This window comes from Azotobacter chroococcum (genome assembly GCF_002220155.1).
Taxonomy (GTDB): Bacteria; Pseudomonadota; Gammaproteobacteria; order Pseudomonadales; family Pseudomonadaceae; genus Azotobacter; species Azotobacter chroococcum.
Genome location: NZ_CP011835.1, coordinates 2367461 through 2393228, shown reverse-complemented (window position 1 = coordinate 2393228; position 25768 = coordinate 2367461). Strand labels below are relative to the sequence as shown.

Below are 25768 nucleotides of genomic sequence, written 5' to 3'. Positions count from 1 at the left end.
TTTTCTCCTTACTGGGCCGCCAGCACGAGCGCGCCGGTCGCCAGCAGGTTGAGCAGGGTCAGGGGCAGGCAGAACTTCCAGCTGAAGGCCATCACCTGGTCATAGCGCGGGCGCGGAATGGCGGCGCGCAGCAGGATGAACAGCATGATGAAGAAGGCGGTCTTCAGGGCGAACCAGAGGAAGGACAGTTGCGGCAGGATGCCGAACGGGCCGTGCCAGCCGCCGAAGAACAGGGTCACCAGCAGCGCCGAGACCAGCACGATGCCGATGTACTCGCCGACGAAGAACATGCCCCACTTCATCCCCGCATACTCGATGTGGTAGCCGTCGGCCAGTTCCTGCTCGGCTTCCGGCTGGTCGAAGGGGTGACGGTGGGTCACCGCGACGCCGGCGATGAAGAAGGTACAGAAGCCGAAGAACTGCGGGATGATGAACCAGAGGTGCTGCGCCTGGTACTCGACGATGTCGCGCATGTTGAAAGAGCCGGCCTGGGCGACCACGCCCATCAGCGCCAGGGCCATGAACACCTCGTAGGAGATGGTCTGGGCCGAGGCGCGCAGGCTGCCGAGCAGGGCGAACTTGTTGTTGCTCGACCAGCCGGCGAAGAGCACCGCGTACACCGCGAGGCCGGCCATGGCAAAGAAGAACAGCAGGCCGATGTTGAGGTCGGCCACGCCCCAGGTCGGAGTCACCGGCACCACGGCGAAGGCCATCAGCAGCGCACTCATGGCGACGATCGGCGCCAGGGTGAAGATCAGCTTGTCGGCGAACGGCGGCGTCCAGTCCTCCTTGAAGAACATCTTCAGCATGTCCGCACCAAGCTGGAACATGCCGAACGGGCCGACCCGGTTGGGGCCGTAGCGATCCTGCCAGAGGCCGAGCAGGCGGCGCTCGACGAAGCTGAGCAGGGCGCCGCAGACCACCACGACCAGCAGGATGATGATGGCCTTGAGAACGGCGACGACGATTTCGATGAGTTCGGGAGTGATCCAGCTCATTGCGCAGCCTCCTGCAGAGCGCTGGCCAGACGGCCGAAAAGCGTGGCGGGGATGCCCGGCAGGCCGGCCGGCAGGGCCACCAGTCCGATGCCCAGGTTGGCGTCCACCCGCAGCGGCAGGCGCAGTTCCACGCCGTCGATGCGCAGGCTGAGCAGGGTTCCCTCGTGGACGCCGAGGCGTTCGGCCTCGGCCCTGGCTAGGGCGATGTAGGGCTGCGGGATGCGCTCCTGCACGGGGGCGGCAAGCGCGCTGGTTTCCTCGCTGCCGAACAGGTGGTGGAAGGGCACCACCTGCCAGCTGCCCCGCGGCGGGTTGAAGGCTGCCGGCGGTTCGGCGAACCAGGTCAGATGATCGCCCTGCGCCTCGATCAGGCGGATGCCCGGATCGCCGGCGCGCAGGTGGCCGCCGACCTCGGCCTGGAACTTGTTCCAGGCCTGCGGCGAGTTCCAGCCTGGCGACCAGGCGAAGGGGATCTGCTGGCGGTCTTCGACGCTGCCGGCATAACCCTCCATGGAGAAGGCGAAGGCACTGTCCTGATCCTGCGGCGCGCGCGGCTCGTGCACGCTGATGTTGGCGCGCATGGCGGTGCGGCCGCTGTAGCGATGCGGTTCGCGGGCCAGCTTCAGGCCCTTGATGCGGAACGCGGCATTCGGCGCGGCGTTGCGGATGCCGGCCAGCTGCGGATGGGCATCGGCACAGGCCGCGGTGACCTGGTCGAGCTGAGTCCAGTCGACAGTGCGGCCCTGCAGGGCGCTGTGCAGGGCATGCAGCCAGCGCCAGCCCTCGCGCACCAGGTTGTCGGCGTCGTAGTAGCTCGGCTCGAAAACCTGGAAGAAGCGCTGGGCACGGCCTTCCTGGCTGACCAGGGTACCGTCGGCCTCGGCGAAGCTGGCCACCGGCAGCCGCAGGTGGGCCCGGGCTGCGGTGGCGGTCTGCTGGTGATCGGCGACGATCACCGCCTTCGCGGCCGCCAGGGCGGTATCCACCCGGGCCGGATCGGCACGGCGATACAGGTCGTTTTCCAGGATCACCACGGCGTCGGCCTCGCCGCTGGCGAGCTGCTCGAGCGCAGCGTCCAGCGAGTGGCCGCCGAGCAGGGCCAGGCCCAGGCTGTTGGCTTCCGGCGCGACCAGGCTGATGCCGGCGTTCTTCTGCCGCTTGTGCAGGGCCTTGGCGATGTTCGCCGCGGCTTCGAGGATGGCCCGGGAGCCCAGGGAGGTGCCGGAAACCAGCAGCGGGCGTTTGGCGGCCAGCAGGGCGTCGGCGATGCGCCGGGCCAGTTCGGTGGCCTCGGGCTCGAGCCCCTCGACGGCCGGTGCTTCGGGATCGATGGCATGGGCCACGGCAAAGCCCAGGCGGGCCAGATCGTCCGGCGCGGCATGCACGCATTCGGCCGCCACGTCGTCCAGCCGGGTGGCGGCCAGGCTGGCGATGAACAGCGGGCTCAGCGCGCGCTGAGCGATGTTCTTCACCGCCGCATCCAGCCAGGGCTGGACCTTCATGCTGGCGGCCATCTCCTCGGCCTTGCCCTTGACCGACTGGCGCAGGGCCAGAGCGATGCGCGCGGCGGTCTGGGTCAGATCCTCGCCGAGCACGAACACCGCATCATGGTCCTCGATCTCACGCAGCGAGGGGGTTGGCAGCGGGCCTTCCTGCAGGATCTGCAGGGCCAGTTGCAGGCGTTCCAGTTCACCCGCCTCGATGCCGCTGGAGAAGTTCTCGGGGCCGACCAGCTCGCGCAGGGCGAAGTTGCTTTCCAGGCTGGCGCGTGGCGAGCCGATGCCGATCACGCGACGATCCTTGAGCAGGGCGACGGAGTGGTCGAGGGCGGCGTCGATGCCGAGCTTCTTGTCGCTGCCCAGGAGCGGCTGACGCGGGCGATCGGTGCGGTTGACATAGCCGTAGCCGAAGCGGCCGCGGTCGCAGAGGAAGTAGTGGTTCACCGAACCGTTGTAGCGGTTCTCGATGCGTCGCAGTTCGCCGTAGCGCTCGCCGGGGCTGATGTTGCAGCCGACCGAGCAGCCATGACAGATGCTCGGGGCGAACTGCATGTCCCACTTGCGGTTGTAACGCTCGGAGTGGGTCTTGTCGGTGAACACCCCGGTCGGGCAGACCTCGGTGAGGTTGCCGGAAAACTCGCTCTCCAGCACGCCGTCCTCGACCCGTCCGAAATAGACGTTGTCGTGGGCGCCGTAGACGCCCAGATCGGTGCCGCCGGCATAGTCCTTGTAGTAGCGCACGCAGCGATAGCAGGCGATGCAGCGGTTCATCTCGTGGGCGATGAACGGGCCGAGTTCCTGGTTCTGGTGGGTGCGCTTGGTGAAGCGGTAGCGGCGCATGGTGTGGCCGGTCATCACCGTCATGTCCTGCAGGTGGCAGTGACCGCCTTCCTCGCACACCGGGCAGTCGTGCGGGTGGTTGGTCATCAGCCACTCGACGACGCTCTCGCGAAACTGCTTCGCCTCCTCGTCGTCGATGGAGATCCAGCTGTTGTCGGTGGCGGGGGTCATGCAGGACATGACGAGGCGACCGCGTTTGTCGTTCTCGTCGTTGTACTGCTTGACCGCGCACTGGCGGCAGGCGCCGACGCTGCCTAGCGCCGGGTGCCAGCAGAAGTAGGGAATGTCGAGTCCGAGGGACAGACAGGCCTGGAGCAGGTTGTCCGCGCCATCGACTTCGAACGTCTTGCCGTCTACGTGGATAGTGGCCATGGTTCAGTTTTCTTCAATACCCGCCGGAGCGGGTGTGGCTAATGGAATCCGGTCAGTGGCGCTGCATGGGGCAGCCGCCGACGCAGGTCGGGGCGGGCACTGGAGCCCGGCGGGCCATGGATCGGGCCCCGGCTCCGTTCGACCTGCGTTTCGAGCAAACTCAAACCTGTGAAGCGGCGACGCCCGGGCGTGTCTCGCTGGGGGTTCCCCGCACGCCGGCCTCGAACTCCTGGCGGAAATACTTGAGGGCGCTGCCCAGCGGCTCGACGGCACCCGGTGCGTGGGCGCAGAAGGTCTTGCCCGGGCCGAGGAAGTTGACCAGCTGCTCCAGGGTCTCCAGGTCGCCGGGCTGGCCTTCGCCACGCTCCAGGGCGCGCAGCAGCTTGACGCTCCACGGCAGACCGTCGCGGCAGGGGGTGCACCAGCCGCAGGATTCGCGGGCGAAGAACTCCTCCATGTTGCGCAGCAGCGAGACCATGTTGATGCTGTCGTCCACCGCCAGGGCCAGGCCGGTGCCCATGCGGGTGCCGACCTTGCCGATGCCGCCGGCGTACATCTGCGCGTCCAGGTGTTCGGGGAGCAGGAAGCCGGTACCGGCCCCGCCGGGTTGCCAGCACTTGAGCCGGTAGCCGTCGCGCATGCCACCGGCGTAGTCCTCGAACAGCTCGCGGGCGGTGATGCCGAAGGGCAGTTCCCAGAGGCCGGGATTCTTCACCTTGCCGGAGAAGCCCATCAGCTTGGTGCCCATGTCCTCGCTGCCGGGGCGGGCCAGGGACTTGTACCAGTCGACGCCGTTGCCGACGATCGCCGGCACGTTGCTCAGGGTTTCGACGTTGTTCACGCAGGTCGGCTTGCCCCAGACGCCGACGGCGGCGGGGAAGGGCGGCTTGGAGCGCGGATTGGCGCGACGGCCCTCGAGGGAGTTGATCAGCGCGGTTTCCTCGCCGCAGATGTAGCGGCCGGCGCCGGTGTGCACAAACAGCTCGAAGTCGAAGCCGCTGCCGAGGATGTTCTTGCCGAGCAGGCCGGCGGCCTTGGCTTCGGCGATGGCGCGGTTGAGGTTGCGGGCCGCATCGACGTACTCGCCGCGCAGGAAGATGTAGCCGCGATAGGCCTTCAGCGCCCGGGCGCTGATCAGCATGCCCTCGATCAGCTGGTGCGGCAGCTGCTCCATGAGCAGGCGGTCCTTCCAGGTGTTCGGCTCCATCTCGTCCGCGTTGCACAGCAGGTAGCGGATGTTGATGGATTCGTCGGCGGGCATCAGGCCCCATTTGATGCCGGTGGAGAAGCCCGCGCCGCCCCGGCCCTTGAGGCCGGAGTCCTTCACGGTGGCGACGATGTCGGCCGGCGACATCTCGGCGAGCGCCTTGCGGGCCGCGGCATAGCCGTTCTTCTGCTGGTACTCGTCGAGCCAGACCGGCTCGGCATCATCGCGCAGGCGCCAGGTCAGGGGATGGGTTTCCGCCGTGCGGGGAGTACGGTTGGCGGGACCGATGGAGGTAAGGGTCATGGGTAGGCCTCCAGCAGTTGGTCGATGCCTTCGGGAGTCAGGTTGCCGAAGGTGTCGTCGTCGATCATCAGGGCCGGGGCCTTGTCGCAGTTGCCCAGGCAGCATACCGGCAGCAGGGTGAAGCGGCCGTCGCGGGTCGTCTGGCCGGGGGCGATGCCGAGCTTCTGGCGGATGGCGCCGAGCACGTCCTCATGGCCGCCGATGTAGCAGGTCATGCTGTCGCACACGCGGATCACGTGGCGTCCCACCGGTACACGGAAGATCTGGCTGTAGAAGGTGGCCACGCCTTCGACGTCGCTGGCCGGAATGCCGAGAATCCCGGCGATCGCCGCGATGGCGCCGTCCGGCACCCAGCCGCGCTCCTTCTGGACGATCTTCAGCGCCTCGATGGAGGCGGCGCGCGGGTCCTCGTAGTGGTGCATCTCGTGCTCGATGGCCGAGCGTTCGGTTTCGCTGAGGACGAAACGGTCGGTCTGGATAATTGAGTTCATGTCAGCGGTCCACGTCGGCCATAACGAAGTCGATGCTGCCCAGATAGGCGATCAGGTCGGCCACCATGCTGCCGCGGATCACCGAGGGAATCTGCTGCAGGTGGGCATAGCTCGGGGTGCGGATCCGCGTGCGGTAGCTCATGGTGCTGCCGTCGCTGGTCAGGTAGTAGCTGTTGATGCCCTTGGTCGCCTCGATCATCTGGAAGGACTCGTTGGCCGGCATCACCGGACCCCAGGACACCTGCAGGAAGTGGGTGATCAGGGTCTCGATGTGCTGCAGCGTGCGTTCCTTCGGCGGCGGCGTGGTCAACGGATGATCGGCCTTGTAGGGGCCTTCCGGCATGTTCTTCAGGCACTGCTCGATGATCCGCAGGCTCTGGCGCATCTCGCCCATCTTGACCATGCAGCGGTCGTAGGCATCGCCGTTGTGCGCCAGCGGGACCTCGAACTCGAAGTTTTCATAGCCGGAGTAGGGGCGCGCCTTGCGCAGGTCGAAGTCGAGCCCGGTGGCGCGCAGACCGGCGCCGGTGACGCCCCACTCCAGTGCCTGCCTGGTGTCGTACTGGGCCACGCCCATGGTCCGGCCGCGCAGGATGCTGTTCTGCAGCGCCGCCTTCTCGTACTCGTCGAGGCGCTTGGGCATCCACTCGATGAACTCCCTGACCAGACCGTCCCAGCCGCGCGGCAGGTCGTGGGCGACCCCGCCGATGCGGTACCAGGCCGGGTGCAGGCGGAAGCCGGTGATGGCCTCGACCACCTTGTAGGCGCGCTGGCGGTCGGTGAAGGTGAAGAACACCGGCGTCATGGCACCGACGTCCTGGATGTAGGTGCCGAGGTAGAGCAGGTGGTTCAGGATGCGGAAGAACTCCGCCATCATGATGCGGATGACGTCGACCCGTTGTGGCACCTTGATGCCGGCCAGCTTCTCGACTGCCAGCACGTAGGGCAGGTTGTTCATCACCCCGCCGAGGTAGTCGATGCGGTCGGTGTAGGGGATGAAGCTGTGCCAGCTCTGCCGCTCGGCCATCTTCTCGGCGCCGCGGTGGTGGTAGCCGATCTCCGGCACGCAGTCGACGATTTCCTCGCCGTCCAGTTGCAGGATGATGCGGAAGGCACCGTGGGCGGAGGGGTGGTTGGGGCCGAGGTTGAGGAACATGAAGTCCTCGTGCTCGCCGCCGCGCTTCATGCCCCACTCCTCGGGCTTGAAGCGCAGGGCTTCCTGCTCAAGGTCCTGCTTGGCCGCCGACAGGCTGTAGGGATCGAATTCGGTGGCGCGGGCCGGGTAGTCCTTGCGCAGCGGATGGCCTTCCCAGGTCGGCGGCATCAGGATGCGGGTCAGGTGCGGGTGGCCGGCGAAATCGATGCCGTACATGTCCCAGACCTCGCGCTCGTGCCAGTTGGCGTTCGGCCAGATGCCGGTGGCGCTGGGCAGCCTGAGATCGCCTTCCTTCAAGGCGACCTTGATCATCACGTCGCTGTTTCGTTCGATCGACAGCAGGTGATAGAAGACGCTGAAGTCGGCTTCCGGCAGGCCGCGGCGCTGGGTGCGCAGGCGCTCGTCGACGCCATGCAGGTCATAGAGCATGACGTAGGGGCGCGGCAGATTGCGCAAGAAGCGCAGGACTTCGATGAGTTGTTCCCGTGCTACCCAAAGCACGGGCATACCCGTGCGGGTGCTTTGTACGGTGAAGGTTTCGGCACCAAAACGGGAATTGAGTTCGGCGACCACATCGTGGTCGTCGGCCTTGTACGGCGGAATGGACAGAACGCTGTCTGCAGTCATGGTCTCGGTCGCTTTCGGTCAACGGACAGAATGAGCCTGGGCTTGCCGCGCGGATGGGCGCGGAAAGGCCGGCTCAGACTTCGTCGGGGCTGCGCAGGTTGGTGACCTGGATACGCTGTTCGCGGCGCAGTTCCCGTTGCGAGGGCATCTCGGCACGATAGATGCCTTGGTCGCCGACGACCCAGGAAAGCGGCCGGCGCTCCTGGCCGATGGATTCCTGCAGCAGCATCAATCCCTGCAGGAAGGCTTCGGGGCGCGGGGGACAGCCGGGTATGTAGACGTCTACGGGGAGGAACTTGTCGACACCCTGGACCACGGAATAGATGTCGTACATGCCGCCGGAGTTGGCGCAGGAACCCATGGAGATGACCCACTTGGGTTCAAGCATCTGCTCGTAGAGGCGCTGGATGATCGGCGCCATCTTGATGAAGCAGGTTCCGGCAATGACCATGAAGTCGGCCTGTCGCGGTGAAGCACGAATCACTTCGGCACCGAAACGGGCGATATCGTGGGGAGCGGTGAAGGCGGTGGTCATCTCCACGTAGCAGCAGGAAAGGCCGAAGTTGTAGGGCCACAGGGAATTCTTGCGTCCCCAGTTGACCGCACCACTCAGCACGTCTTCCAGCTTGCCCATGAAAATGCTGCGGTTGACCTGGCCCTCTGTCGGGTCGGTTACGGTCTCCCGCTCGCCGATCGGATATTGCTCGTAGGAGGCATCCGGATCGATCCTGGTGAGTTTGTATTGCATTGCCAAAGCCTCATTGTTTCAGCTTCGCCTGCCGATTGCGGCGGCCTTCCGGAGCCCAGTCGAGGGCTCCGATCCGCCATAGATAGACAAGACCCGCCAACAGAATTGCTATGAAAATCGTTGCTTCGATGAAACCGGCCCAGCCGCTTTCGCGAACCGATACCGCCCATGCGAAGAGAAATAGGGCTTCGACGTCGAAGATCACGAAGAGCATCGCGACCAGATAGAATTTTGCCGAGAGGCGCAGACGCGCACCGCCGGTGGGAACGATGCCGGATTCGAAGGGCTCGTTCTTGCTGCGTCCGACTGCCTTGCTGCCGAGCAGGCGGGAAACGCCGAGCATGAAGGCGCACAGGCCTGCGACGCCTAGCAGGAAAACTGCAAATCCCCAGTTGTGAGACAGCGTGGCGACGGCTTCGGGCATGCCGGGACTCCTCGGTCGAACGGCTCAAAGGGCGGATGGCTGCGGCAAAATGTAGCAGCTGCTTTGGATGGCTACTCTATGTCTGGGCGGCCTCGGAAATATTGCTCCAGATCAATTTTTTGTTACAAAAGCATCCGCCGCGCACTCTTTTGGCGTGATGCCAATCACTGTGCACGGTGATTCGACAGGCTCGCCGCGTCGTTTTGCCATTAAACAGAAGCGCCGAGGAGCGAGCCTCAATTTTCCGATGTGGCCGGCGCTTCCTGTTCAACGATAGCTCATCCATGGGAAATGCAAGTTCGAGCTGCTAGGCGTCCGAACGGGCGAACGCGGGATTCCCGCTTGTCATGATCGGGGGCGGTCGGTTCGCTGTCGCTGACGGGGCTGCGCAATGAATGAAGGCATGACCGGACTGGGGTCGGTCATGCAGCCGTTGGCCCTGAAGAGGGTTACAGCACCTTGCGCCAGCCGTCACGGGTAATGACCACCGTCGCGGCGCGCGGACGCTTGCCCGGGCCGTCCGGCCAGGTGCTGAGCAGGTTGCTCGGAGTCGAGCCTTCGCCGGGGTGCTGGATGTTGACGAACAGCGTGCGGAAATCCGGAGTGGCGGTGATGCCGGTGACCTCGCAGCCGCTGGGGCCGACCAGGAAACGCTTCACTTCGCCGCTTTCAGGGTCGGCCACCAGCATCTGGTTGTTGCCGAACGGTCCGTCGCTCAGTTGGCTGCCGCTCATGTCGGTCTGGATCCACAGACGCCCCTCGGGGTCGAACCAGAGGCCGTCCGGGCTGGCGTGGATGCTGTCGGCGGTGAGCGCTTCTCCGTCCGGTCCGCGGCTGTCGCTCTGCGGGCCGCCCAGGAGGAAGATATTCCAGCCGAAGCGGGTGCCGGAGTGGTCCTGGTTCTCTTCCTTCCAGCGGATGATGTGGCCGTAGGCGTTGTTGGTCCGCGGGTTGGCCGCATCGGCTTCGGTCCGGTTAGTGTTGTTGGTGAGGGTGAAGTAGGCCTCGCCGGTTTCCGGATGTACGGCGCCCCATTCCGGACGATCCATCTTGGTCGCGCCCACGGTGTCGGCGGCCGTGCGGGTGTTGATCAGGACGTCGCCCTGGTCGGCGAAGCTGATGCCCTTGGCGGCGCAGGCAGCCTGGAAGGCCGGGTCCTGGATGTCCAGGGGCAGCCAGTCGCCTGAGCCGTCGGCATTGAAGCGGGCGACGTGGAGGGTGCCCACGTCGAGCAGGCGGCTGTTGTCGGGATGGCCCGGGCGGAACTTGTCGCGGCTGACGTATTTGTAGACGTATTCGTGGCGCGAGTCGTCGCCCGAGTAGCAGACCACGGGCTTGCCGGGCTGGGTGGGGGCAAAGATAACCCCCTCGTGGGCGAAGCGGCCGAGGGCGGTGTGCTTGACCGGCACGGACTTCGGGTCGAAGGGGTCGATCTCGACGATCCAGCCGAAGTGGTTGGGTTCGTTGCGATAGTCGCCGCTGGCCATGCCGGCCTTGCGGGTGGCATCGAAGCGCTGGAATTCGTCGCCTTCCAGGGTTTCCCAGGCATAGCGGCTGTTGCTGCCCACGCCATAGCGGCTCAGTTCGCGGGGTTTTTCGCTGTCCTTGCTGGCGAAATAGCCTGCCCAGTTCTCCTCGCAGGTCAGGTAGGTTCCCCAGGGGGTGAAGCCGTTGGCGCAGTTGTTCTGGGTGCCACGGGTGGCCGTGCCCTCGGGGCTGTAACGGGTGCTCAGCAGGGCATGGCCGCGTGCTGGGCCCTGGATCTCCATCGGGGTGGCGGCGGTGATGCGGCGGCCGAACTTCGAGTTGCCGACCACTTCCCAGTCACCATTGGGGTTGCGGCGGATCTCCACCACCGAGACACCGTGGGCGTTGATTTCCTTGCGGACTTCTTCAGGCATCGTGCGCTTGCCATCGACCACGGTCGGGCCGTTGGGGTGCAGCAGCGGTGCGTCGATGTATTCGTGGTTGAGCACCAGCAGGCCGTGCTCGCTGTTGTGACCTTTGCCGTTCTGGGCATCGATGGGGAAGTAGTGCATGCCGTCGTGGTGCATGCCGGTCTGTTCGGCCTGGTCCTGGGCACTGTTGGTGCCGTCCTCGCGATAGGCCGGATAGCTGCCGCAGATTGGCGTGCCCCAGGGAATGAAGGCCCTGGCCTGGAAGCCCTCGGGCACGGTGACGGTATCGGCACGGGACACAGCCACCGGAGCGAACGGCAGGCGTCCGGGGCGTTTTAGCAGGCCGTTGGCCTGACCGGCGAGGCCTGCGCCTGGCATGGTTACGCCGAGGAAGGCCAGCATGCCCATGGCCATTCCGCCGCCAATCACCTGGCGACGGCTGATGCCCTCGATCAGGTCGTTGATGTGCGGATTGTCCGAGTGATTGCTGGGCAGTTCGTCGCCATTGCCGAACAGGGCGGTGTCTTTATCGGTCGTCACGGGAAAGCTCCGTCTAAGGGGGTCGAACGGAGATGAACCTAACGGCTGTGTGCGACAGGAGAGTGACACGCGTCGGGGGCGAGGCTCGGACTTTCGGCGTGTGTCGTGAAAAAAGACATCCCCCGGCAGGGCCGGGGGATGTCGGTGTTGCGCTAGCTGCGAACGGGTTCCAATCAGTGGAACTGGTTCATGGTGTTGTCCTTGCCACCCGCCTTCAGAGCGGCTTCACCAGCGAAGTATTCCTTGTGGTTGTCGCCGATGTCGGAGCCAGCCATGTTCTGGTGCTTGACGCAGGCGATGCCCTGACGGATTTCCTGACGCTGCACGCCCTTCACGTAGGCCAGCATGCCTTCCTCGGCGAAGTAGCCCTTGGCCAGGTTGTCGGTGGACAGCGCGGCGGTGTGGTAGGTCGGCAGGGTGATCAGGTGGTGGAAGATGCCAGCCTGAGCGGAACCGTCACGCTGGAAGGTACGGATCTTCTCGTCGGCGATCTGGGCCAGTTCGCTGTTGTCGTACTCGACGCTCATCAGCTTGGCGCGATCGTAGGCGGAAACGTCCTTGCCTTCGGCGGCCATGGTATCGAACACCTGCTGACGGAAGTTCAGGGTCCAGTTGAACGACGGGCTGTTGTTGTACACCAGCTTGGCGTTCGGGATCACCTTGCGAACTTCGTTCATCATGGCGGCGATCTGACCAACGTGCGGCTTCTCGGTTTCGATCCACAGCAGGTCGGCACCGTTCTGCAGCGAGGTGATGCTGTCCAGGACGCAGCGAGCTTCGCCAGTGCCCTTGCGGAACTGGAACAGGTTGCTCGGCAGACGCTTCGGACGCAGCAGTTTGCCTTCGCGCTTGATCACGACGTCACCGTTGCCCAGTTCGGCTTCGCTGATTTCTTCGCAATCCAGGAAGGCGTTGTACTGGTCGCCTAGGTCGCCCGGCTCGTTGGTCACGGCGATCTGCTTGGTCAGGCCGGCGCCCAGGGAGTCGGTGCGGGCAACGATCACGCCGTCGTCCACGCCCAGTTCGAGGAACGCGTAGCGCACGGCGTTGATCTTGGCGAGGAAGTCGGCGTGCGGAACGGTAACCTTGCCGTCCTGGTGGCCGCACTGCTTCTCGTCGGAAACCTGGTTCTCGATCTGGATGCAGCAGGCACCGGCTTCGATCATCTTCTTGGCCAGCAGGTAGGTGGCTTCCGGGTTACCGAAGCCGGCGTCGATGTCGGCGATGATCGGCACCACGTGGGTTTCGAAGTTGTCGATCTGAGCCTGAAGCTCGGCCTCCTTGGTCTTGTCGCCAGCAGCACGGGCAGCGTCCAGAGCGCTAAACAGCAGGTCCAGCTCACGGGCGTCAGCCTGGCGCAGGAAGGTGTACAGCTCTTCGATCAGACCGGAAACGGCGGTCTTCTCGTGCATGGACTGGTCCGGCAGCGGGCCGAAGTCGGAGCGCAGGGCAGCAACCATCCAGCCGGACAGGTACAGGTAGCGCTTGTTGGTGGTCTTCAGATGCTTCTTGATGGAGATCAGCTTCTGCTGGCCGATAAAGCCGTGCCAGCAGCCCAGGGACTGGGTGTAGACGGAGGGGTCGGCATCGTACTCGGCCATATCCTTGCGCATGATGGCTGCGGTGTACTTGGCAATGTCCAGACCGGTCTTGAAGCGGTTCTGGATGCGCATGCGAGCGGCGTATTCCGGGTTGATGGCGCTCCAGCTGCTGCCGTACTTCTCTTTCAGGGCAGCAACGGCCTTGATCTCGTTTTGGTAAGCGGACATGGTCAATCCTTAAGAGTTGAAAAATGGTTGAGCACTGACTTTTCCCATCTGAACCTGCGTGTAGTCGATGATCGATGCGGACAACACGCGGCAGAGCGTCGAACCTTGTGGGTAGTACAGGCACGGAACCGGCTCGGCTGGTTGGCTGGAGCGGGCTCCGGAGACCCTTGCCAGGGCCCCTGGTTAGCGGGAGCGAGGCCATGATGCCTAGGGTGAAATTCGCAGTCAACGAATTTGTAGTGTGATTTTGCGTGCACTACACAAAAGTATGATGCCCGCCATTCACTCCAGTGCTTCGACCTTCAGGCGCATGGACAGCTCTTCCTGGCTGGACGCGGAGTGCTGGCGCAGCAGTCCCTGTTGATCGCTCTGGCGGCTTTCGCGGGCATTGCCGAGCTCGATCCATTCGCCCAGGTGTCCGCTGACCTGGGTGTCCAGGCGCTGGACATCGATCACGCCGGGGTGGGAACGATCCACTCGATCATTGTTGCTACTGAGGGTGATGTGCACGATATCGCCAGAAATCCTCGCAATAACGTAGACACCATGGGTGACATCGCGGTAGTGGGTTTCACGATGGAGCCGCCCGTAGGGGGCGATGTGGGTAGTGTGCAGCGGCACGCTCTGGCCGGTCTGGATCAATGCCGGGTAGCCCTCGGTGGCCTGGATCTGCTGCAGGGCATCGCCCCGCCTGTCGGTACTGCGATTCAGGATGCGTACCCGGTTCTCGCCGTGAATCGGGCCGCGGCCAGCCTCGATCTCCACGTTACCGGCATCGACCGAGCCATCCACGGCATAGCCACGCCGTTCACCGGTTCTCGCTTCGCCGCTGTCGATGCTGATCAGCAGGCGTCTGGGGGGCGTGTCCAACTGCTCGAGCAATTCGCGCAGTTCTCGCAGTTGTGCCGCCGGGGCATTGACGATGAGCTGGTTGCCATGGGCATGAATCCGCCCGTCGTCACCGATCACCGATTGCGCCATGGGCAGCAGTTCGTCGGCCATCCGGTAATTCAGCGGGATGATCTCAGTGGCGGCCAGTGCGTGGGTAGCGGAAAGCATCAGCGACACGGTGAGCAAGCTGCGGATCTTCATGGTGGGGACTCGGCAGGAAAACCATTCATGCCGACATTCTAGGGGGGCGGGGCGGGCGGAGTCTGTGGAGTCGTGCAGGTCTGCCCGGGGCGTCCTGCCCTGGCAGGGGCAGGACGTCCGCAGGCTGGGTCAGCCGGCCTGACGCACCATCTCCACATGAGGAATGCCGGCATCGAGGTATTCGTCGCTGACGACCACGAACCCGAGGCGTTCGTAGAAGCGCGTGGCATGCACCTGGGCGCTCAGGACCAGGCGGTGGAGCCCGCGGCGCTCGGCCTCGGCGATCACCACACGCATCAGGGCGTCGCCGATCTTCAGGCCGCGCCAGTCCTTGAGGACGGCGACTCGGCCGATGTGTCCGTCGCGCAGCAGGCGAGCCGTGCCCGCGGCAAATCCTCCTTCGAAGGCGAGAAAGTGGATGGCCTCGGCATCCTCGCCATCCCATTCCAGTTCGGCAGGAACGGCCTGTTCGGCGATGAAGACGCTGTCGCGGATCCGCCGGATGTCGGCATTGTCCTTCTGCCAGTCGGCGATCCGCACATGGATTTCAGTCATCGGTGAACTCCAGGCTGCCCTGCACGAGCAGCTGCCAGAGAAGTCGACGGCCTTCCTCGTCGGCCAGCCAGGAGGCAAGGTTGTCGGTATGTAGGGCGTCGGCGCTGCAGATCAGCTTGAGCAGCTCGCGCAGGTGGCCGGGGAGCAGGCGGCTCTGACCGCTGGCGAACAGCACTAGATCCTCGCCGACCTCGGACCAGGCTAGGCGGGCACTGGGGTTGCGGACCAGCACGCCGCCTTCCTGCAGGCTGGCCAGGAAGTCCTGTTCGGGCATTTCCGCGCCGGCGACCAGCTCGGGGTAGCGCGGTTCGGTCATGAACTGACCGAACCAGGTTAGCAGCAGGCGTTCATCGCCCATGTGCTCCTGGATCAGGCCCTTGAGGCGCTCCAGGGCATCGAGCTGGATCTGGTGCGGATCCTCGCAGGGACGTATGTCCGGATCGCCGTAGCGCTCCTCGTCGGGGAGGAACTGGGCAAGGAAGTCGGTGAAATGGGTCAGCACCTCGGCCGCGCTGGGGGCACGGAAGCCCACCGAATAGGTCATGCAATCGTCGACCGCGGTACCAAAGTGGGCCAGGCGGGGTGGCAGATAGAGCATGTCGCCAGGCTCCAGCACCCAGTCCTCGCCGCTCTGGAACTCGGCGAGGATGCGCAGGTCGGCATGTTTCAGCAGCGGGCTGTCGCTGTCGCACATCTGGCCAATCCGCCAGCGCCGCTGGCCGTAGCCCTGCAGCAGGAACACGTCGTAGTTGTCATAGTGCGGACCCACGCCACCCCCGGGTGCGGCATAGCTGATCATCACGTCGTCGATGCGCCAGCTGGGCAGAAAGCGGAAGTTTTCCAGCAGTTCGGCGACTTCCGGAACGAACTGGTCGACGGCCTGGACCAGCAGGGTCCAGTCGCGTTCGGGCAGGTTCTGGTAGGTTTCCTCGTCGAACGGGCCGCGGCGCAGCTCCCACGGATGATTGCCATGCTCGACGATCAGGCGCGATTCGACTTCCTCCTCGAGCGACAGGCCAGCCAGCTCGTCCGGCGAGATGGGGCTTTCGAAGCCGGGGATGGCCTGACGGATCAGCAGGGGCTTCTTCTGCCAGTAGTCGCGCAGGAATTCGCGTGCGCTGATGCCGCCCAGGAATTGAAGAGGAATATCAGAAGTCATGGCTAAACCCTTGCTCTGTAATGAGAGCTGAAAATAAAAACGCCCGGCACAGCCGGGCGTGGAGATGACGGGACGAAATCAGATGCGCTTGGCTTGGGTGATCGCATTGCCGATGTAAACGGCAGGGGTCAGCTTGTGCAGCTCGGCTTTGGCGGCAGCGGGGATGTCCAGGGTGTCGATGAAGGTCTTGAGTGCTTCCGGACCGATACCCTTGCCGCGGGTCAGCTCCTTGAGCTTTTCGTAAGGGTTGGCGACACCATAGCGACGCATCACCGTCTGGATCGGTTCGGCCAGCACCTCCCAGCAGTTGTCGAGGTCTTCGGCCAGACGGGCGGCGTTCAGCTCCAGTTTGCCGATGCCCTTCAGGCTGGCCTCGTAGGCGATCAGGCTGTGGGCCAGGCCGACACCGAGGTTGCGCAGCACGGTGGAGTCGGTCAGGTCGCGCTGCCAGCGGGAGATTGGCAGCTTGCTGGCCAGGTGCTGGAGCAGGGCGTTGGCGATGCCGAGGTTGCCCTCGGAGTTCTCGAAGTCGATGGGGTTGACCTTGTGCGGCATGGTCGAGGAGCCGATCTCGCCGGCCACGGTCTTCTGCTTGAAGTAGCCGAGGGAGATATAGCCCCACACGTCGCGGTCGAAGTCGATCAGGATAGTGTTGAAGCGGGCGATGGCGTCGAACAGCTCGGCGATGTAGTCGTGCGGCTCGATCTGGGTGGTATAGGGGTTCCAGGTCAGGCCGAGGTCGCCTTCGATAAATTCGCGGGCGTAGGCTTCCCAGTCGACGTCCGGGTAGGCCGACAGGTGAGCGTTGTAGTTGCCCACGGCGCCGTTGATCTTGCCCAGCAGCGGCACGGCCGCGACCTGCGCGATCTGCCGTTCGAGGCGGTAGACCACGTTGGCCAGCTCCTTGCCCATGGTGGTCGGCGAGGCCGGCTGGCCGTGGGTGCGCGACAGCATCGGCACGTCGGCGAACTGCACGGCCAGGGCGCGGATGGCCTCGGCCAGCTGGCGCATCAGCGGCAGCAGCACGGTATCGCGGCCTTCGCGCAGCATCAGGGCGTGGGACAGGTTGTTGATGTCCTCGCTGGTACAGGCGAAGTGGATGAATTCGCTCACCGCTGCCAGTTCCGGCAGCTTGGCGGCCTGCTCCTTGAGCAGGTATTCCACCGCCTTGACGTCATGGTTGGTAGTGCGCTCGATCTCCTTGATGCGCAGGGCGTGCTCGAGCTGGAAGTTTTCCGCCAGCTCGTCGAGCAGCGCGTTGGCTGCGGCGGAGAACGGCGCGACCTCCGGGATGCCGGCGTGGGCGGCCAGGCGCTGCAGCCAGCGCACTTCCACCTGCACGCGGTAGCGGATCAGGCCGAATTCGCTGAAGATCGGGCGCAGGGCGGCGGTTTTGCCGGCGTAGCGGCCATCGACGGGGGACACCGCAGTGAGCGAGGAGAGCTGCATGGGGGAAGTCTCGGACAGTCGGGCTACAAAAAGGGCTGCAATGATACACGAAGGCGGAGGGCCGACCGAGCGCAATCTTCGGTTGGCCGGACTCCTCAGCTGCGTCGCATCAGCGGATAGAGCTCGTCGAGCAGTTTTCGGCGGCTGAACACCAGCTGCCAGCGATGTCCGCCGAGCTGGCGCCACAGGCGTGCCGAGCGGATGCCGGCCAGCAGGAGGGCGCGGACCTTGGTGGCATTGGCAGGATTCTGCAGGTGACGCATCTCGCCATGCACCTGGATGCGCTGCCGGAAAGTGCTCAGCGTGTCTTCGTACAGGGAGGCGAAGGCGGCGATCACGCTTTCGTGGGTAAGGCCCAGATGCTGGACCTGCAGCTGGATCTGATCCAGCCGTTGGCCCATGTGCTGCAACATGTCGCCGCGCTTGTCCAACTGCCGCTCCAGAGTGACGAGCGCCAACGAGTAGCGCAGGGGTTCGCGCTGCAGGCTTTGCGGGTCGCGCTCGAGTGCGCTGGCCAGGGCGCGGTAGCCGTCACGCAGGTTGAGATCGTCGCCGCCGAATACCGCGAGGGTGTCCTCGGGATTGCGTACCAGCAGGCTGCCGAGCATGCAGGCAAGATTGGCTTCGCCGGCCTGTCCGGTCTTGGCGATCCTGTCGACCAGGTAGGCCGATTCGAATACTCCGCCGAGGGCGACCAGTTGTTCCTGTCTGGGGGTCATGGCTGCTTGTCCTCGCAGCTCCATGGCTCGGCGCTCTTGATAACGCCGCCACCCAGGCAGATCTCGCCGTCGTAGAGCACTACCGATTGGCCTGGCGTCACGGCTCGCTGGGGCTCGTCGAACAGGATTCGGAAGCCCTCGGCGGTCTTTTCCAGAGTGCAGGCCTGGTCGCTCTGTCGATAGCGAACCTTGGCGGTCAGGCGCTGCGGGAGTGGAAAGTCGAGCGGGTTCACCCAGAACATCTCCGAGGCGAGCAGGGCGCGAGAGAACAGCCAGGGGTGCTGATTGCCCTGGCCGACGACCAGGACGTTGCGGGCCAGATCCTTGGCTAGCACATACCAGGGATCATCGGCAGCATTCTTCATTCCGCCGATGCCCAGCCCCTGGCGCTGGCCGATGGTGTGGTACATCAGGCCGTGGTGCTGGCCGATGACCTTGCCGTCGGTGGTCTCGATGGGGCCTGGCTGGGCAGGCAGGTACTGCTTGAGAAAATCGCTGAAGCGGCGCTCGCCGATGAAGCAGATGCCGGTGGAGTCCTTCTTCCTGGCCGTGGCCAGGCCATGCAGCTCGGCAATGGCGCGCACGGCCGGCTTCTCCAGTTCCCCGACCGGAAACAATGCCTTTGCGAGTTGCTCGCCGCCCACGGCATGCAGGAAGTAGCTCTGATCCTTGTTGGGGTCCAGCCCCTTGAGCAATTCGGTCCGCTCCCCTGTATCGCGCCGGCGCACATAGTGTCCTGTTGCAATAAGGTCGGCGCCAAGCAACAGCGCATAGTCGAGGAAGGCCTTGAACTTGATCTCGCGGTTGCACAGGATGTCCGGGTTCGGCGTGCGTCCGGCCTTGTATTCGGCGAGAAAGTGTTCGAATACGTTGTCCCAGTATTCGGCGGCAAAATTGGCGGTATGCAGCTTGATGCCGATTCGGTCGCAGACGGCCTGTGCATCCGCAAGATCCTCCTTGGCCGTGCAATATTCGGTGCCGTCGTCCTCTTCCCAGTTCTTCATGAACAGACCCTCCACCTGATATCCCTGTTGCAGGAGCAGGAGGGCGGAAACGGAAGAGTCCACGCCGCCGGACATGCCGACGATCACGCGGGTATGGGCGGGATCATGCATATGAAGAGTCGGGTCCTGAAAAAGGGAGATTCTATCAGGGTCGCAGGTCTGGCTGCGAAGGCGCGAGTTGTTCAGCGAATGAGGCTCAGCGGAAAGCGCTCCCCGGCCAGGTAGTCGTCGATACAGCGCAGCACGAGCGGGCTGCGCCAGCATTCCCGTTGCTCGATCAATTGCTCGCGGCTCAGCCAGTGGGGGGCGATGATCCCTTCGTCGAGCTGGTATCCGTCGATTGGCTGCAGCGGACGCGCTGCAAAGCAGACGCGTTGATAGGTCACGCCGTTGGGGGCTGTATAGAGGTAGATACCGATCACGGCGGTGAGTTCTACTTGCCAGCCGGTTTCCTCCAGGGTTTCCCGCTGGGCAGCTTCGAGCAGGGTTTCGTTGGGTTCGAGGTGTCCGGCAGGCTGATTGAGAACTGCACGGCCATCCTGTAGCTCCTCTACCAGGAGGAAGAGACCGTTGTCTTCCACGATCGTGGCGACGGTGACGTGTGCCTGCCAATCCATAAAGTTCGTCCAGGTGTTTGCCGATAGCTGCGCATTATACGCAGCAGCGCCTGTTCACGGGGGCATGATGGATGCTCCCTTGCCAGCCTCCGGTCGAGGTTGGGCGGGGCTGCGATTTGTTTGTCGGGAGGCTTGTCCGCGGCGCGAGAGGGCCCATAAACGAGAAACCCCGGCTCCGGAGCCGGGGTTCTTGTCAGGCGGGAGGCGACGTAAGCCGCTTCCCGTGTGGTTGGCGCGGCGCCTTATGCAAGCGCAGCCAGAGCTGCATTGAGGATTGCGCTCGGGCGCATGGCCTTGCTGGTCAGCTCGACGTTCGGGCGGTAGTAGCCACCGATATCCACGGGCTTGCCCTGGGCAGCAGCCAGCTCGCCAACGATCTTGGCTTCGTTGTCAGTCAGGGTCTTGGCGAGGTTGGTGAACTGGGCCTGCAGTTCCTTGTCCTTGGTTTGTGCTGCCAGAGCCTGGGCCCAATAGAGTGCCAGGTAGAAGTGGCTGCCGCGATTGTCGATCTCGCCAACCTTGCGCGCCGGCGACTTGTTGTTGTCGAGAACCTTGCCGGTGGCCTGGTCCAGGGTGCTTGCCAGGACAAGAGCCTTCGGATTCTTGTAGGTGTTGCCCAGATGCTCCAGCGATGCGGCAAGAGCCAGGAACTCACCGAGCGAATCCCAGCGCAGGTAGCCTTCCTCGAGGAACTGCTGGACATGCTTGGGAGCCGAACCGCCCGCGCCGGTCTCGAACAGGCCGCCACCGCTCATCAACGGGACGATCGACAGCATCTTGGCGCTGGTGCCCAGTTCCATGATCGGGAACAGGTCGGTCAGGTAGTCGCGCAGGACGTTGCCGGTAACGGAAATGGTGTCCTTGCCTTCGCGGATGCGAGCCAGCGTGAAGCGAGTTGCCTCGACCGGCGACATGATGAGGATCTCGAGGCCGCTGGTGTCGTGGTCCTTCAGATAGCGCTCGACCTTGGCGATCACCTGCGCGTCGTGGGCACGGGCGGGATCCAGCCAGAACACCGCCGGGGTGTTGGTGGCGCGGGCGCGGTTGACAGCCAGCTTGACCCAGTCCTGGATCGGGGCGTCCTTCACTTGGCACATGCGCCAGATGTCGCCGGACTCGACGTTCTGTTCCATCAGAACCTTGCCACTTTCATCGGTCACACGTACTACGCCGTCTGCCGGAATCTGGAAGGTCTTGTCGTGGGAGCCGTATTCCTCGGCCTTCTGGGCCATCAGGCCGACGTTGGGCACGCTGCCCATTGTGGTGGGGTCGAAGGCGCCGTGCTGCTTGCAGTCCTCGATGACCACCTGATACACGCCGGCATAGCAACGGTCGGGGATGACGGCCTTGGTGTCATGCAGCTTGCCGTCGGCACCCCACATCTTGCCAGAGTCACGGATCATTGCCGGCATCGAGGCATCCACGATGACGTCGCTCGGCACGTGCAGGTTGGTGATGCCCTTGTCGGAATTCACCATTGCCAGTTGCGGGCGCTGGGCGTAAACCGCCTGGATGTCGGCCTCGATCTCCTTCTGCTTTTCCTCGGGAAGGGTCTTGATCCGAGCGTAGAGGTCGCCGATGCCGTTGTTGAGGTCGAAGCCGATCTGCTTCAGTACGTCGGCATGCTTGCTCAGGGCATCCTTGTAGAACTCGGATACAATCTGGCCAAACATGATGGGGTCGGACACCTTCATCATGGTGGCTTTCAGGTGTACGGACAGCAGTACGCCTCGCTTCTTGGCATCTTCGATTTCGGCGGCGATGAAGCTGCGCAGAGCATTCTTGCTCATTACCGAAGAGTCGATGATTTCACCGGCCAGGACGGTGGTTTTTGCCTTCAGGACAGTGCTGCTGCCGTCTTTGCCGAGCAGCTCGACTTTTACGCTGCCAGCGGTGTCGATCAGGGCGGCTTTCTCGCTGCCGTAGAAGTCGCCGCTGTTCATGTGGGCCACATGCGACTTGGAGTCTGCGCTCCACGCACCCATCTTGTGGGGGTGCTTTCTGGCATAGTTCTTGACAGATAGCGGTGCGCGACGGTCGGAGTTGCCTTCACGCAGGACAGGGTTCACGGCGCTGCCCTTGATCTTGTCGTAACGTGCCTTGACGTCCTTTTCCGTATCGGTCTTGGCCTCTTCAGGATAGTCGGGCAGCTTGTAGCCTTGCTGCTGCAGCTCCTTGATCGCAGCCTTGAGCTGCGGGACGGAGGCGCTGATGTTGGGCAGCTTGATGATGTTGGCTTCCGGAGTGGTCGCTAGTTTCCCCAGTTCGGCCAAGTCGTCGGCAATCTTCTGACTGTCGCTCAGGTATTCGGGAAAAGTTGCGATGATGCGGCCTGCAAGGGAGATATCGCGGGTTTCGACAGCGATACCTGAAGATTCGGTGAACGCTTTAACGATTGGAAGCAGAGAGTAGGTTGCCAGTGCGGGTGCTTCGTCGGTGAGCGTATAGATAATCTTCGATGTGGACATTTTTTACGTTAACCCCTCTGTATTGCTACATTTGCAAGTGCACAAACTCTTGATGCTCGCAGAGTAGGCGAAGCTGCCTAAAGGCATCAATGAGCGTAAAGTCGAGGTTCCTGGGGAGTTCCCGGATGCCTTGGGTTGAGATTTGCCAAGGGGGGGTGCCAGGTTCAAGTCTGCATGCTGCTTGGGTTTAGAGTGGCTCATTCCAGAATGGCTCTGGATCCAATGTCCTGTCAGTTGCGCGGAGTATATCAGTACGACATGCCTTTTGCATTCGCCGGTTTTTGATGGGGTGGTGACGGTGCGCCAGGGGCTTCATCTGTTTCTGGTGAGGCTGGCAGGGGGATGTGGGCAGGGCTGAAGATCTTCGTCAGGTGCCGCTTTGGGCTTTGGTGGGCTGGCGGGTGTCCCTGCTGGCCTTGCTGTTGAGAGGGGGCTTGGAGTCTTGAAATTGGATGTTGCTCAACGCTGTCGAGCGGCAGCCGGTCTTTGGCCAGTCTGTGCGCTACTTGATCAAGTCGTGCCGGCTAGGGCTGGTCAGTAACCAGCCCGGCACGGACCAGGCCTGTTTTGATCGGGAGTGCCTGACCTGCTGGCCTACAGGGTGCCAGCGATATCCGAAATGGATGACGGTTGTGTCAGGCTGAACTTGGCCGAACTCTCGATCTGGGCCGGGCAGGGGCGGATATTGATCGCGTGGAGGCCTTTAGGGCCTTGCAGCAGCTCGAAAGTCACCGCCTGGCCGGCTTTCAAGGTCTTGTAGCCATCCATTTGAATGGCCGAATAATGGGCGAACAAATCCTCATCGCGGCCATCTGCCACGATGAATCCATATCCCTTGGCGTTATTGAACCATTTGACCTTGCCGCTTAGCATGCCGACATCCCTCTGCAAAGACTCCGTCACTGGAGTATCATCCGCCTTGACCCCTCGCCACGCCACGCTCGACCCCGCGGCCGGGACATGACAGGACCCCTTAAACACCCTCTTGGGTACCTATTGTTTTTATCATTGTTTGGCCGATAGTCAAGGCGGGGCTGCGCTTTGCTGCCCAAGCGTGCAAAATCCCTCTAGTATCCGTATTCGCTCAACCGGAAGCTTGTCCAGCATGTTCGCAAGCACTGAGATTCGACTAACATTCTGTCAGGACCGTCCAGAGCCGCACGAGGACGACTCTTATGGGCTGGTCGTGCAGGAATCCAAGCCTGCGCTGCAGGTTCCACCCATGTACAAGGTGGTGATGTTCAACGACGACTACACGCCGATGGATTTCGTGGTCGAAGTGCTGGAGAAATTTTTCAACCTTAACCGCGAGTTGGCAACGAAGGTCATGCTGACTGTCCATACAGAGGGGCGGGCAGTATGCGGGATGTTTACTCGTGACGTTGCGGAAACCAAGGCCATGCAGGTCAACCAATATGCAAAGGAATGCCAGCATCCGCTGCTCTGTGAGATCGAGAAGGACGGTTAATGCCGACCGCTTGGGTATGAGGTGAAGCTATGTTGAACCGTGAGCTCGAAGTCACTCTCAATCTTGCCTTCAAGGAGGCTCGCGCAAAACGTCATGAGTTCATGACGGTGGAGCATCTCCTTCTGGCGCTTCTGGACAACGAGGCCGCGGCTGCCGTACTGCGGGCCTGCGGTGCGAATATCGACAAGCTCCGGCACGACCTGCAGGAGTTCATCGACTCCACAACCCCACTGATTCCCCAGCATGACGAAGAGCGCGAGACCCAGCCGACCCTCGGCTTCCAGCGGGTGCTGCAGCGCGCGGTCTTCCATGTGCAGAGTTCCGGCAAGCGGGAGGTGACCGGGGCCAATGTGCTCGTGGCCATCTTCAGCGAACAGGAAAGTCAGGCCGTCTTTCTGCTCAAGCAGCAGAGCGTGGCTCGCATAGACGTGGTGAACTATATCGCCCATGGTATTTCCAAGGTGCCGGGTCATGGCGATCATCCCGACAGCGAGCACGAGATGCAGGATGAGGAGGGTGGAGAGGCTTCGGCTGCCGGTCATCCTCTGGAGGCCTATGCCAGTAATCTGAACGAGCTGGCTCGCCAGGGGCGAATCGATCCCCTGGTGGGGCGCGAGTTCGAGGTCGAGCGGGTCGCGCAGATTCTGGCGCGGAGACGCAAGAACAATCCCTTGCTGGTGGGCGAGGCAGGTGTGGGCAAGACGGCCATTGCCGAGGGGCTGGCAAAGCGCATCGTCGACAATCAGGTTCCGGATCTCTTGGCGCACAGTGTCGTGTACTCTCTCGACCTGGGGGCCTTGCTCGCCGGTACCAAGTATCGCGGTGATTTTGAAAAGCGTTTCAAGGCGCTGCTCAATGAATTGCGCAAGAAGCCTCACGCCATTCTGTTCATTGACGAGATCCATACCATCATCGGTGCCGGAGCGGCTTCCGGTGGCGTGATGGATGCCTCGAATCTGCTCAAGCCGCTGCTCTCGTCCGGCGAAATTCGTTGCATCGGCTCGACTACCTTCCAAGAGTTCCGGGGAATCTTCGAAAAGGACCGGGCTCTGGCCCGCCGCTTCCAGAAGGTCGATGTGGTCGAGCCTTCGGTCGAGGATACCGTAGGTATTCTTCGCGGGCTCAAGCCGCGCTTCGAGCAGCATCACGGCATCGAGTACAGTGATGAGGCACTGCGTGCCGCGGCAGAGTTGTCTTCTCGTTATATCAATGATCGCCACATGCCGGACAAGGCGATCGATGTCATTGACGAGGCTGGGGCATTTCAGCGGCTCCAACCGGAAGAAAGGCGCGTCAAGCTTATCGATGTGCCTCAGGTCGAGGATATTGTCGCCAAGATTGCCCGCATTCCGCCCAAGCATGTTTCCAGTTCGGACAAGGAATTGCTGCGTAATCTCGAGCGCGATCTCAAATTGACCGTGTTTGGTCAGGATGCAGCCATCGACTCGCTCGCAACGGCAATCAAGCTGTCCCGGGCTGGGTTGAAGTCGCCGGACAAGCCGGTCGGCTCCTTCCTCTTTGCTGGTCCTACGGGGGTGGGCAAGACCGAGGTTGCCCGGCAGTTGGCCAAGGCGCTGGGTGTGGAACTGGTGCGCTTCGACATGTCCGAGTATATGGAGCGGCACACGGTTTCGCGTCTGATCGGTGCGCCTCCGGGGTATGTCGGTTTTGACCAGGGGGGACTGCTGACCGAGGCGATCACCAAGCAGCCGCACTGCGTATTGCTGCTGGACGAAATCGAGAAGGCGCATCCGGAAGTATTCAACCTGCTGCTGCAGGTCATGGATCATGGCACGCTGACCGACAACAACGGACGCAAGGCCGATTTCCGCAGTGTCATCATCGTCATGACTACCAATGCTGGTGCGGAAACCGCAGCTCGTGCCTCTATCGGCTTCACTCTGCAAGATCACTCTTCCGATGCCATGGAGGTAATCAAGAAGAGCTTCACGCCCGAGTTCCGCAATCGTCTGGACACCATTATCCAGTTCGGTCGGCTGAGCCACGAGGTGATCAAGAGCATCGTCGACAAGTTCCTTACTGAGCTGCAGGCGCAGTTGGAGGACAAGCACGTGCAGCTGGATGTTTCCGAGCAGGCGCGCGGTTGGCTTGCGGAGCATGGTTACGATGCGCAGATGGGCGCGCGGCCGATGGCTCGTCTGATTCAGGACAAGATCAAGCGTCCCCTGGCCGAAGAGATTCTTTTCGGCGAGCTGGCCGAGCATGGGGGAGTGGTGCATATCGACCTAAAGGGCGGGGAGCTGTCCTTCGAATTCGAAACGGCTGTCGAGGTGGCTTGAGTGCAGTAGTCTCAGGTCGGTCCATCAGAGCGAAACCGCCCGGCGATGCCGGGCGTTTTCATTGG

20 protein-coding genes are annotated in these 25768 nt (G+C 63.1%); 2 read left to right on the top strand and 18 right to left on the bottom strand.

Annotation, left to right across the window (positions count from 1 at the left end):
* Positions 1–8: 8 nt before the first annotated feature.
* From nuoH to cspD, 18 genes are all read right to left on the bottom strand, one after another.
* Entirely contained in the window at positions 9–998 is a 990-nt protein-coding gene (gene nuoH / locus ACG10_RS10980; protein ID WP_089168246.1) for an NADH-quinone oxidoreductase subunit NuoH, read from the bottom strand.
* Positions 995–3709 carry an NADH-quinone oxidoreductase subunit NuoG gene (gene nuoG, locus ACG10_RS10975; RefSeq protein ID WP_089168245.1) on the bottom strand — a complete coding sequence of 905 codons (2715 nt, stop codon included), beginning with the start codon at positions 3707–3709 and terminating at the stop codon, positions 995–997. The genes nuoH and nuoG overlap by 4 nt, the downstream gene beginning before the upstream one ends.
* A gap of 160 nt (positions 3710–3869) precedes the next feature.
* Positions 3870–5219, bottom strand: coding sequence for an NADH-quinone oxidoreductase subunit NuoF (gene nuoF, locus ACG10_RS10970; RefSeq protein ID WP_039803884.1), 1350 nt, complete (start codon positions 5217–5219; stop codon positions 3870–3872).
* Positions 5216–5710 (bottom strand): NADH-quinone oxidoreductase subunit NuoE, encoded by a 495-nt coding sequence (gene nuoE, locus ACG10_RS10965; protein ID WP_039803885.1) that lies wholly within the window; start codon positions 5708–5710, stop codon positions 5216–5218. The genes nuoF and nuoE overlap by 4 nt, the downstream gene beginning before the upstream one ends.
* 1 nt (position 5711) lies before the next feature.
* The gene (nuoC, locus tag ACG10_RS10960) at positions 5712–7493 is read right to left on the bottom strand and encodes an NADH-quinone oxidoreductase subunit C/D (RefSeq protein ID WP_089168244.1); all 1782 of its coding nucleotides are present in this window, start codon (positions 7491–7493) and stop codon (positions 5712–5714) included.
* A gap of 73 nt (positions 7494–7566) precedes the next feature.
* Entirely contained in the window at positions 7567–8241 is a 675-nt protein-coding gene (locus ACG10_RS10955; RefSeq protein WP_039803889.1) for a NuoB/complex I 20 kDa subunit family protein, read from the bottom strand.
* Positions 8242–8251: 10 nt separating this feature from the next.
* Entirely contained in the window at positions 8252–8665 is a 414-nt protein-coding gene (locus ACG10_RS10950; RefSeq protein WP_039803892.1) for an NADH-quinone oxidoreductase subunit A, read from the bottom strand.
* Positions 8666–9114: 449 nt separating this feature from the next.
* Complete coding sequence (locus ACG10_RS10945) at positions 9115–11103, bottom strand: PhoX family protein (RefSeq protein ID WP_089168243.1); 1989 nt, start codon at positions 11101–11103, stop codon at positions 9115–9117.
* Between the two features lie 173 nt (positions 11104–11276).
* Positions 11277–12872 (bottom strand): isocitrate lyase, encoded by a 1596-nt coding sequence (locus ACG10_RS10940; RefSeq protein ID WP_089168242.1) that lies wholly within the window; start codon positions 12870–12872, stop codon positions 11277–11279.
* A gap of 282 nt (positions 12873–13154) precedes the next feature.
* A complete protein-coding gene (locus tag ACG10_RS10935) occupies positions 13155–13964 on the bottom strand; it encodes a secretin N-terminal domain-containing protein (protein ID WP_089168241.1) in 810 nt (269 codons plus the stop codon).
* Positions 13965–14093: 129 nt separating this feature from the next.
* The gene (locus ACG10_RS10930; RefSeq protein WP_089168240.1) at positions 14094–14519 is read right to left on the bottom strand and encodes a GNAT family N-acetyltransferase; all 426 of its coding nucleotides are present in this window, start codon (positions 14517–14519) and stop codon (positions 14094–14096) included.
* A complete protein-coding gene (locus tag ACG10_RS10925; RefSeq protein ID WP_089168239.1) occupies positions 14512–15678 on the bottom strand; it encodes a ribosomal protein uL16 3-hydroxylase in 1167 nt (388 codons plus the stop codon). The genes ACG10_RS10930 and ACG10_RS10925 overlap by 8 nt, the downstream gene beginning before the upstream one ends.
* 78 nt (positions 15679–15756) lie before the next feature.
* Entirely contained in the window at positions 15757–17127 is a 1371-nt protein-coding gene (purB, locus tag ACG10_RS10920) for an adenylosuccinate lyase (RefSeq protein WP_089168238.1), read from the bottom strand.
* A gap of 95 nt (positions 17128–17222) precedes the next feature.
* Positions 17223–17846, bottom strand: a complete 624-nt coding sequence (gene hflD / locus ACG10_RS10915; RefSeq protein ID WP_039803906.1) for a high frequency lysogenization protein HflD — start codon at positions 17844–17846, stop codon at positions 17223–17225.
* Positions 17843–18961 (bottom strand): tRNA 2-thiouridine(34) synthase MnmA, encoded by a 1119-nt coding sequence (gene mnmA / locus ACG10_RS10910; protein WP_089168237.1) that lies wholly within the window; start codon positions 18959–18961, stop codon positions 17843–17845. Before mnmA ends, hflD begins: the two co-directional genes overlap by 4 nt.
* A 71-nt stretch (positions 18962–19032) precedes the next feature.
* Positions 19033–19467, bottom strand: coding sequence for an NUDIX hydrolase (locus tag ACG10_RS10905; RefSeq protein WP_089168236.1), 435 nt, complete (start codon positions 19465–19467; stop codon positions 19033–19035).
* A 242-nt stretch (positions 19468–19709) separates the two neighbouring features.
* Positions 19710–21935: an NADP-dependent isocitrate dehydrogenase gene (locus ACG10_RS10900; protein WP_089168235.1), complete on the bottom strand. Its 2226-nt coding sequence runs from the start codon at positions 21933–21935 to the stop codon at positions 19710–19712.
* 594 nt (positions 21936–22529) lie between these two features.
* Positions 22530–22808: a cold shock domain-containing protein CspD gene (gene cspD, locus ACG10_RS10895; RefSeq protein WP_039807723.1), complete on the bottom strand. Its 279-nt coding sequence runs from the start codon at positions 22806–22808 to the stop codon at positions 22530–22532.
* 232 nt (positions 22809–23040) lie between these two features.
* On the opposite strand from cspD, the gene clpS reads away from it, so the two are divergent.
* Both clpS and clpA read left to right on the top strand, forming a co-directional pair.
* A complete protein-coding gene (gene clpS, locus ACG10_RS10890) occupies positions 23041–23403 on the top strand; it encodes an ATP-dependent Clp protease adapter ClpS (protein ID WP_039803910.1) in 363 nt (120 codons plus the stop codon).
* A 29-nt stretch (positions 23404–23432) separates the two neighbouring features.
* Positions 23433–25703: an ATP-dependent Clp protease ATP-binding subunit ClpA gene (gene clpA, locus ACG10_RS10885; RefSeq protein WP_039803912.1), complete on the top strand. Its 2271-nt coding sequence runs from the start codon at positions 23433–23435 to the stop codon at positions 25701–25703.
* The last annotated feature ends 65 nt before the right edge of the window (positions 25704–25768 follow it).

Bases quoted from the DNA above. Each gene is read 5' to 3' on its own strand.
- nuoH (WP_089168246.1), bottom strand. From the start codon at position 998: ATGAGCTGGATCACTCCCGAACTCATCGAAATCGTCGTCGCCGTTCTC.
- nuoG (WP_089168245.1), bottom strand. From the start codon at position 3,709: ATGGCCACTATCCACGTAGACGGCAAGACGTTCGAAGTCGATGGCGCG.
- nuoF (WP_039803884.1), bottom strand. From the start codon at position 5,219: ATGACCCTTACCTCCATCGGTCCCGCCAACCGTACTCCCCGCACGGCG.
- nuoE (WP_039803885.1), bottom strand. From the start codon at position 5,710: ATGAACTCAATTATCCAGACCGACCGTTTCGTCCTCAGCGAAACCGAA.
- nuoC (WP_089168244.1), bottom strand. From the start codon at position 7,493: ATGACTGCAGACAGCGTTCTGTCCATTCCGCCGTACAAGGCCGACGAC.
- ACG10_RS10955 (WP_039803889.1), bottom strand. From the start codon at position 8,241: ATGCAATACAAACTCACCAGGATCGATCCGGATGCCTCCTACGAGCAA.
- ACG10_RS10950 (WP_039803892.1), bottom strand. From the start codon at position 8,665: ATGCCCGAAGCCGTCGCCACGCTGTCTCACAACTGGGGATTTGCAGTT.
- ACG10_RS10940 (WP_089168242.1), bottom strand. From the start codon at position 12,872: ATGTCCGCTTACCAAAACGAGATCAAGGCCGTTGCTGCCCTGAAAGAG.
- ACG10_RS10935 (WP_089168241.1), bottom strand. From the start codon at position 13,964: ATGAAGATCCGCAGCTTGCTCACCGTGTCGCTGATGCTTTCCGCTACC.
- ACG10_RS10930 (WP_089168240.1), bottom strand. From the start codon at position 14,519: ATGACTGAAATCCATGTGCGGATCGCCGACTGGCAGAAGGACAATGCC.
- ACG10_RS10925 (WP_089168239.1), bottom strand. From the start codon at position 15,678: ATGACTTCTGATATTCCTCTTCAATTCCTGGGCGGCATCAGCGCACGC.
- purB (WP_089168238.1), bottom strand. From the start codon at position 17,127: ATGCAGCTCTCCTCGCTCACTGCGGTGTCCCCCGTCGATGGCCGCTAC.
- hflD (WP_039803906.1), bottom strand. From the start codon at position 17,846: ATGACCCCCAGACAGGAACAACTGGTCGCCCTCGGCGGAGTATTCGAA.
- mnmA (WP_089168237.1), bottom strand. From the start codon at position 18,961: ATGCATGATCCCGCCCATACCCGCGTGATCGTCGGCATGTCCGGCGGC.
- ACG10_RS10905 (WP_089168236.1), bottom strand. From the start codon at position 19,467: ATGGATTGGCAGGCACACGTCACCGTCGCCACGATCGTGGAAGACAAC.
- ACG10_RS10900 (WP_089168235.1), bottom strand. From the start codon at position 21,935: ATGTCCACATCGAAGATTATCTATACGCTCACCGACGAAGCACCCGCA.
- cspD (WP_039807723.1), bottom strand. From the start codon at position 22,808: ATGCTAAGCGGCAAGGTCAAATGGTTCAATAACGCCAAGGGATATGGA.
- clpS (WP_039803910.1), top strand. From the start codon at position 23,041: ATGTTCGCAAGCACTGAGATTCGACTAACATTCTGTCAGGACCGTCCA.
- clpA (WP_039803912.1), top strand. From the start codon at position 23,433: ATGTTGAACCGTGAGCTCGAAGTCACTCTCAATCTTGCCTTCAAGGAG.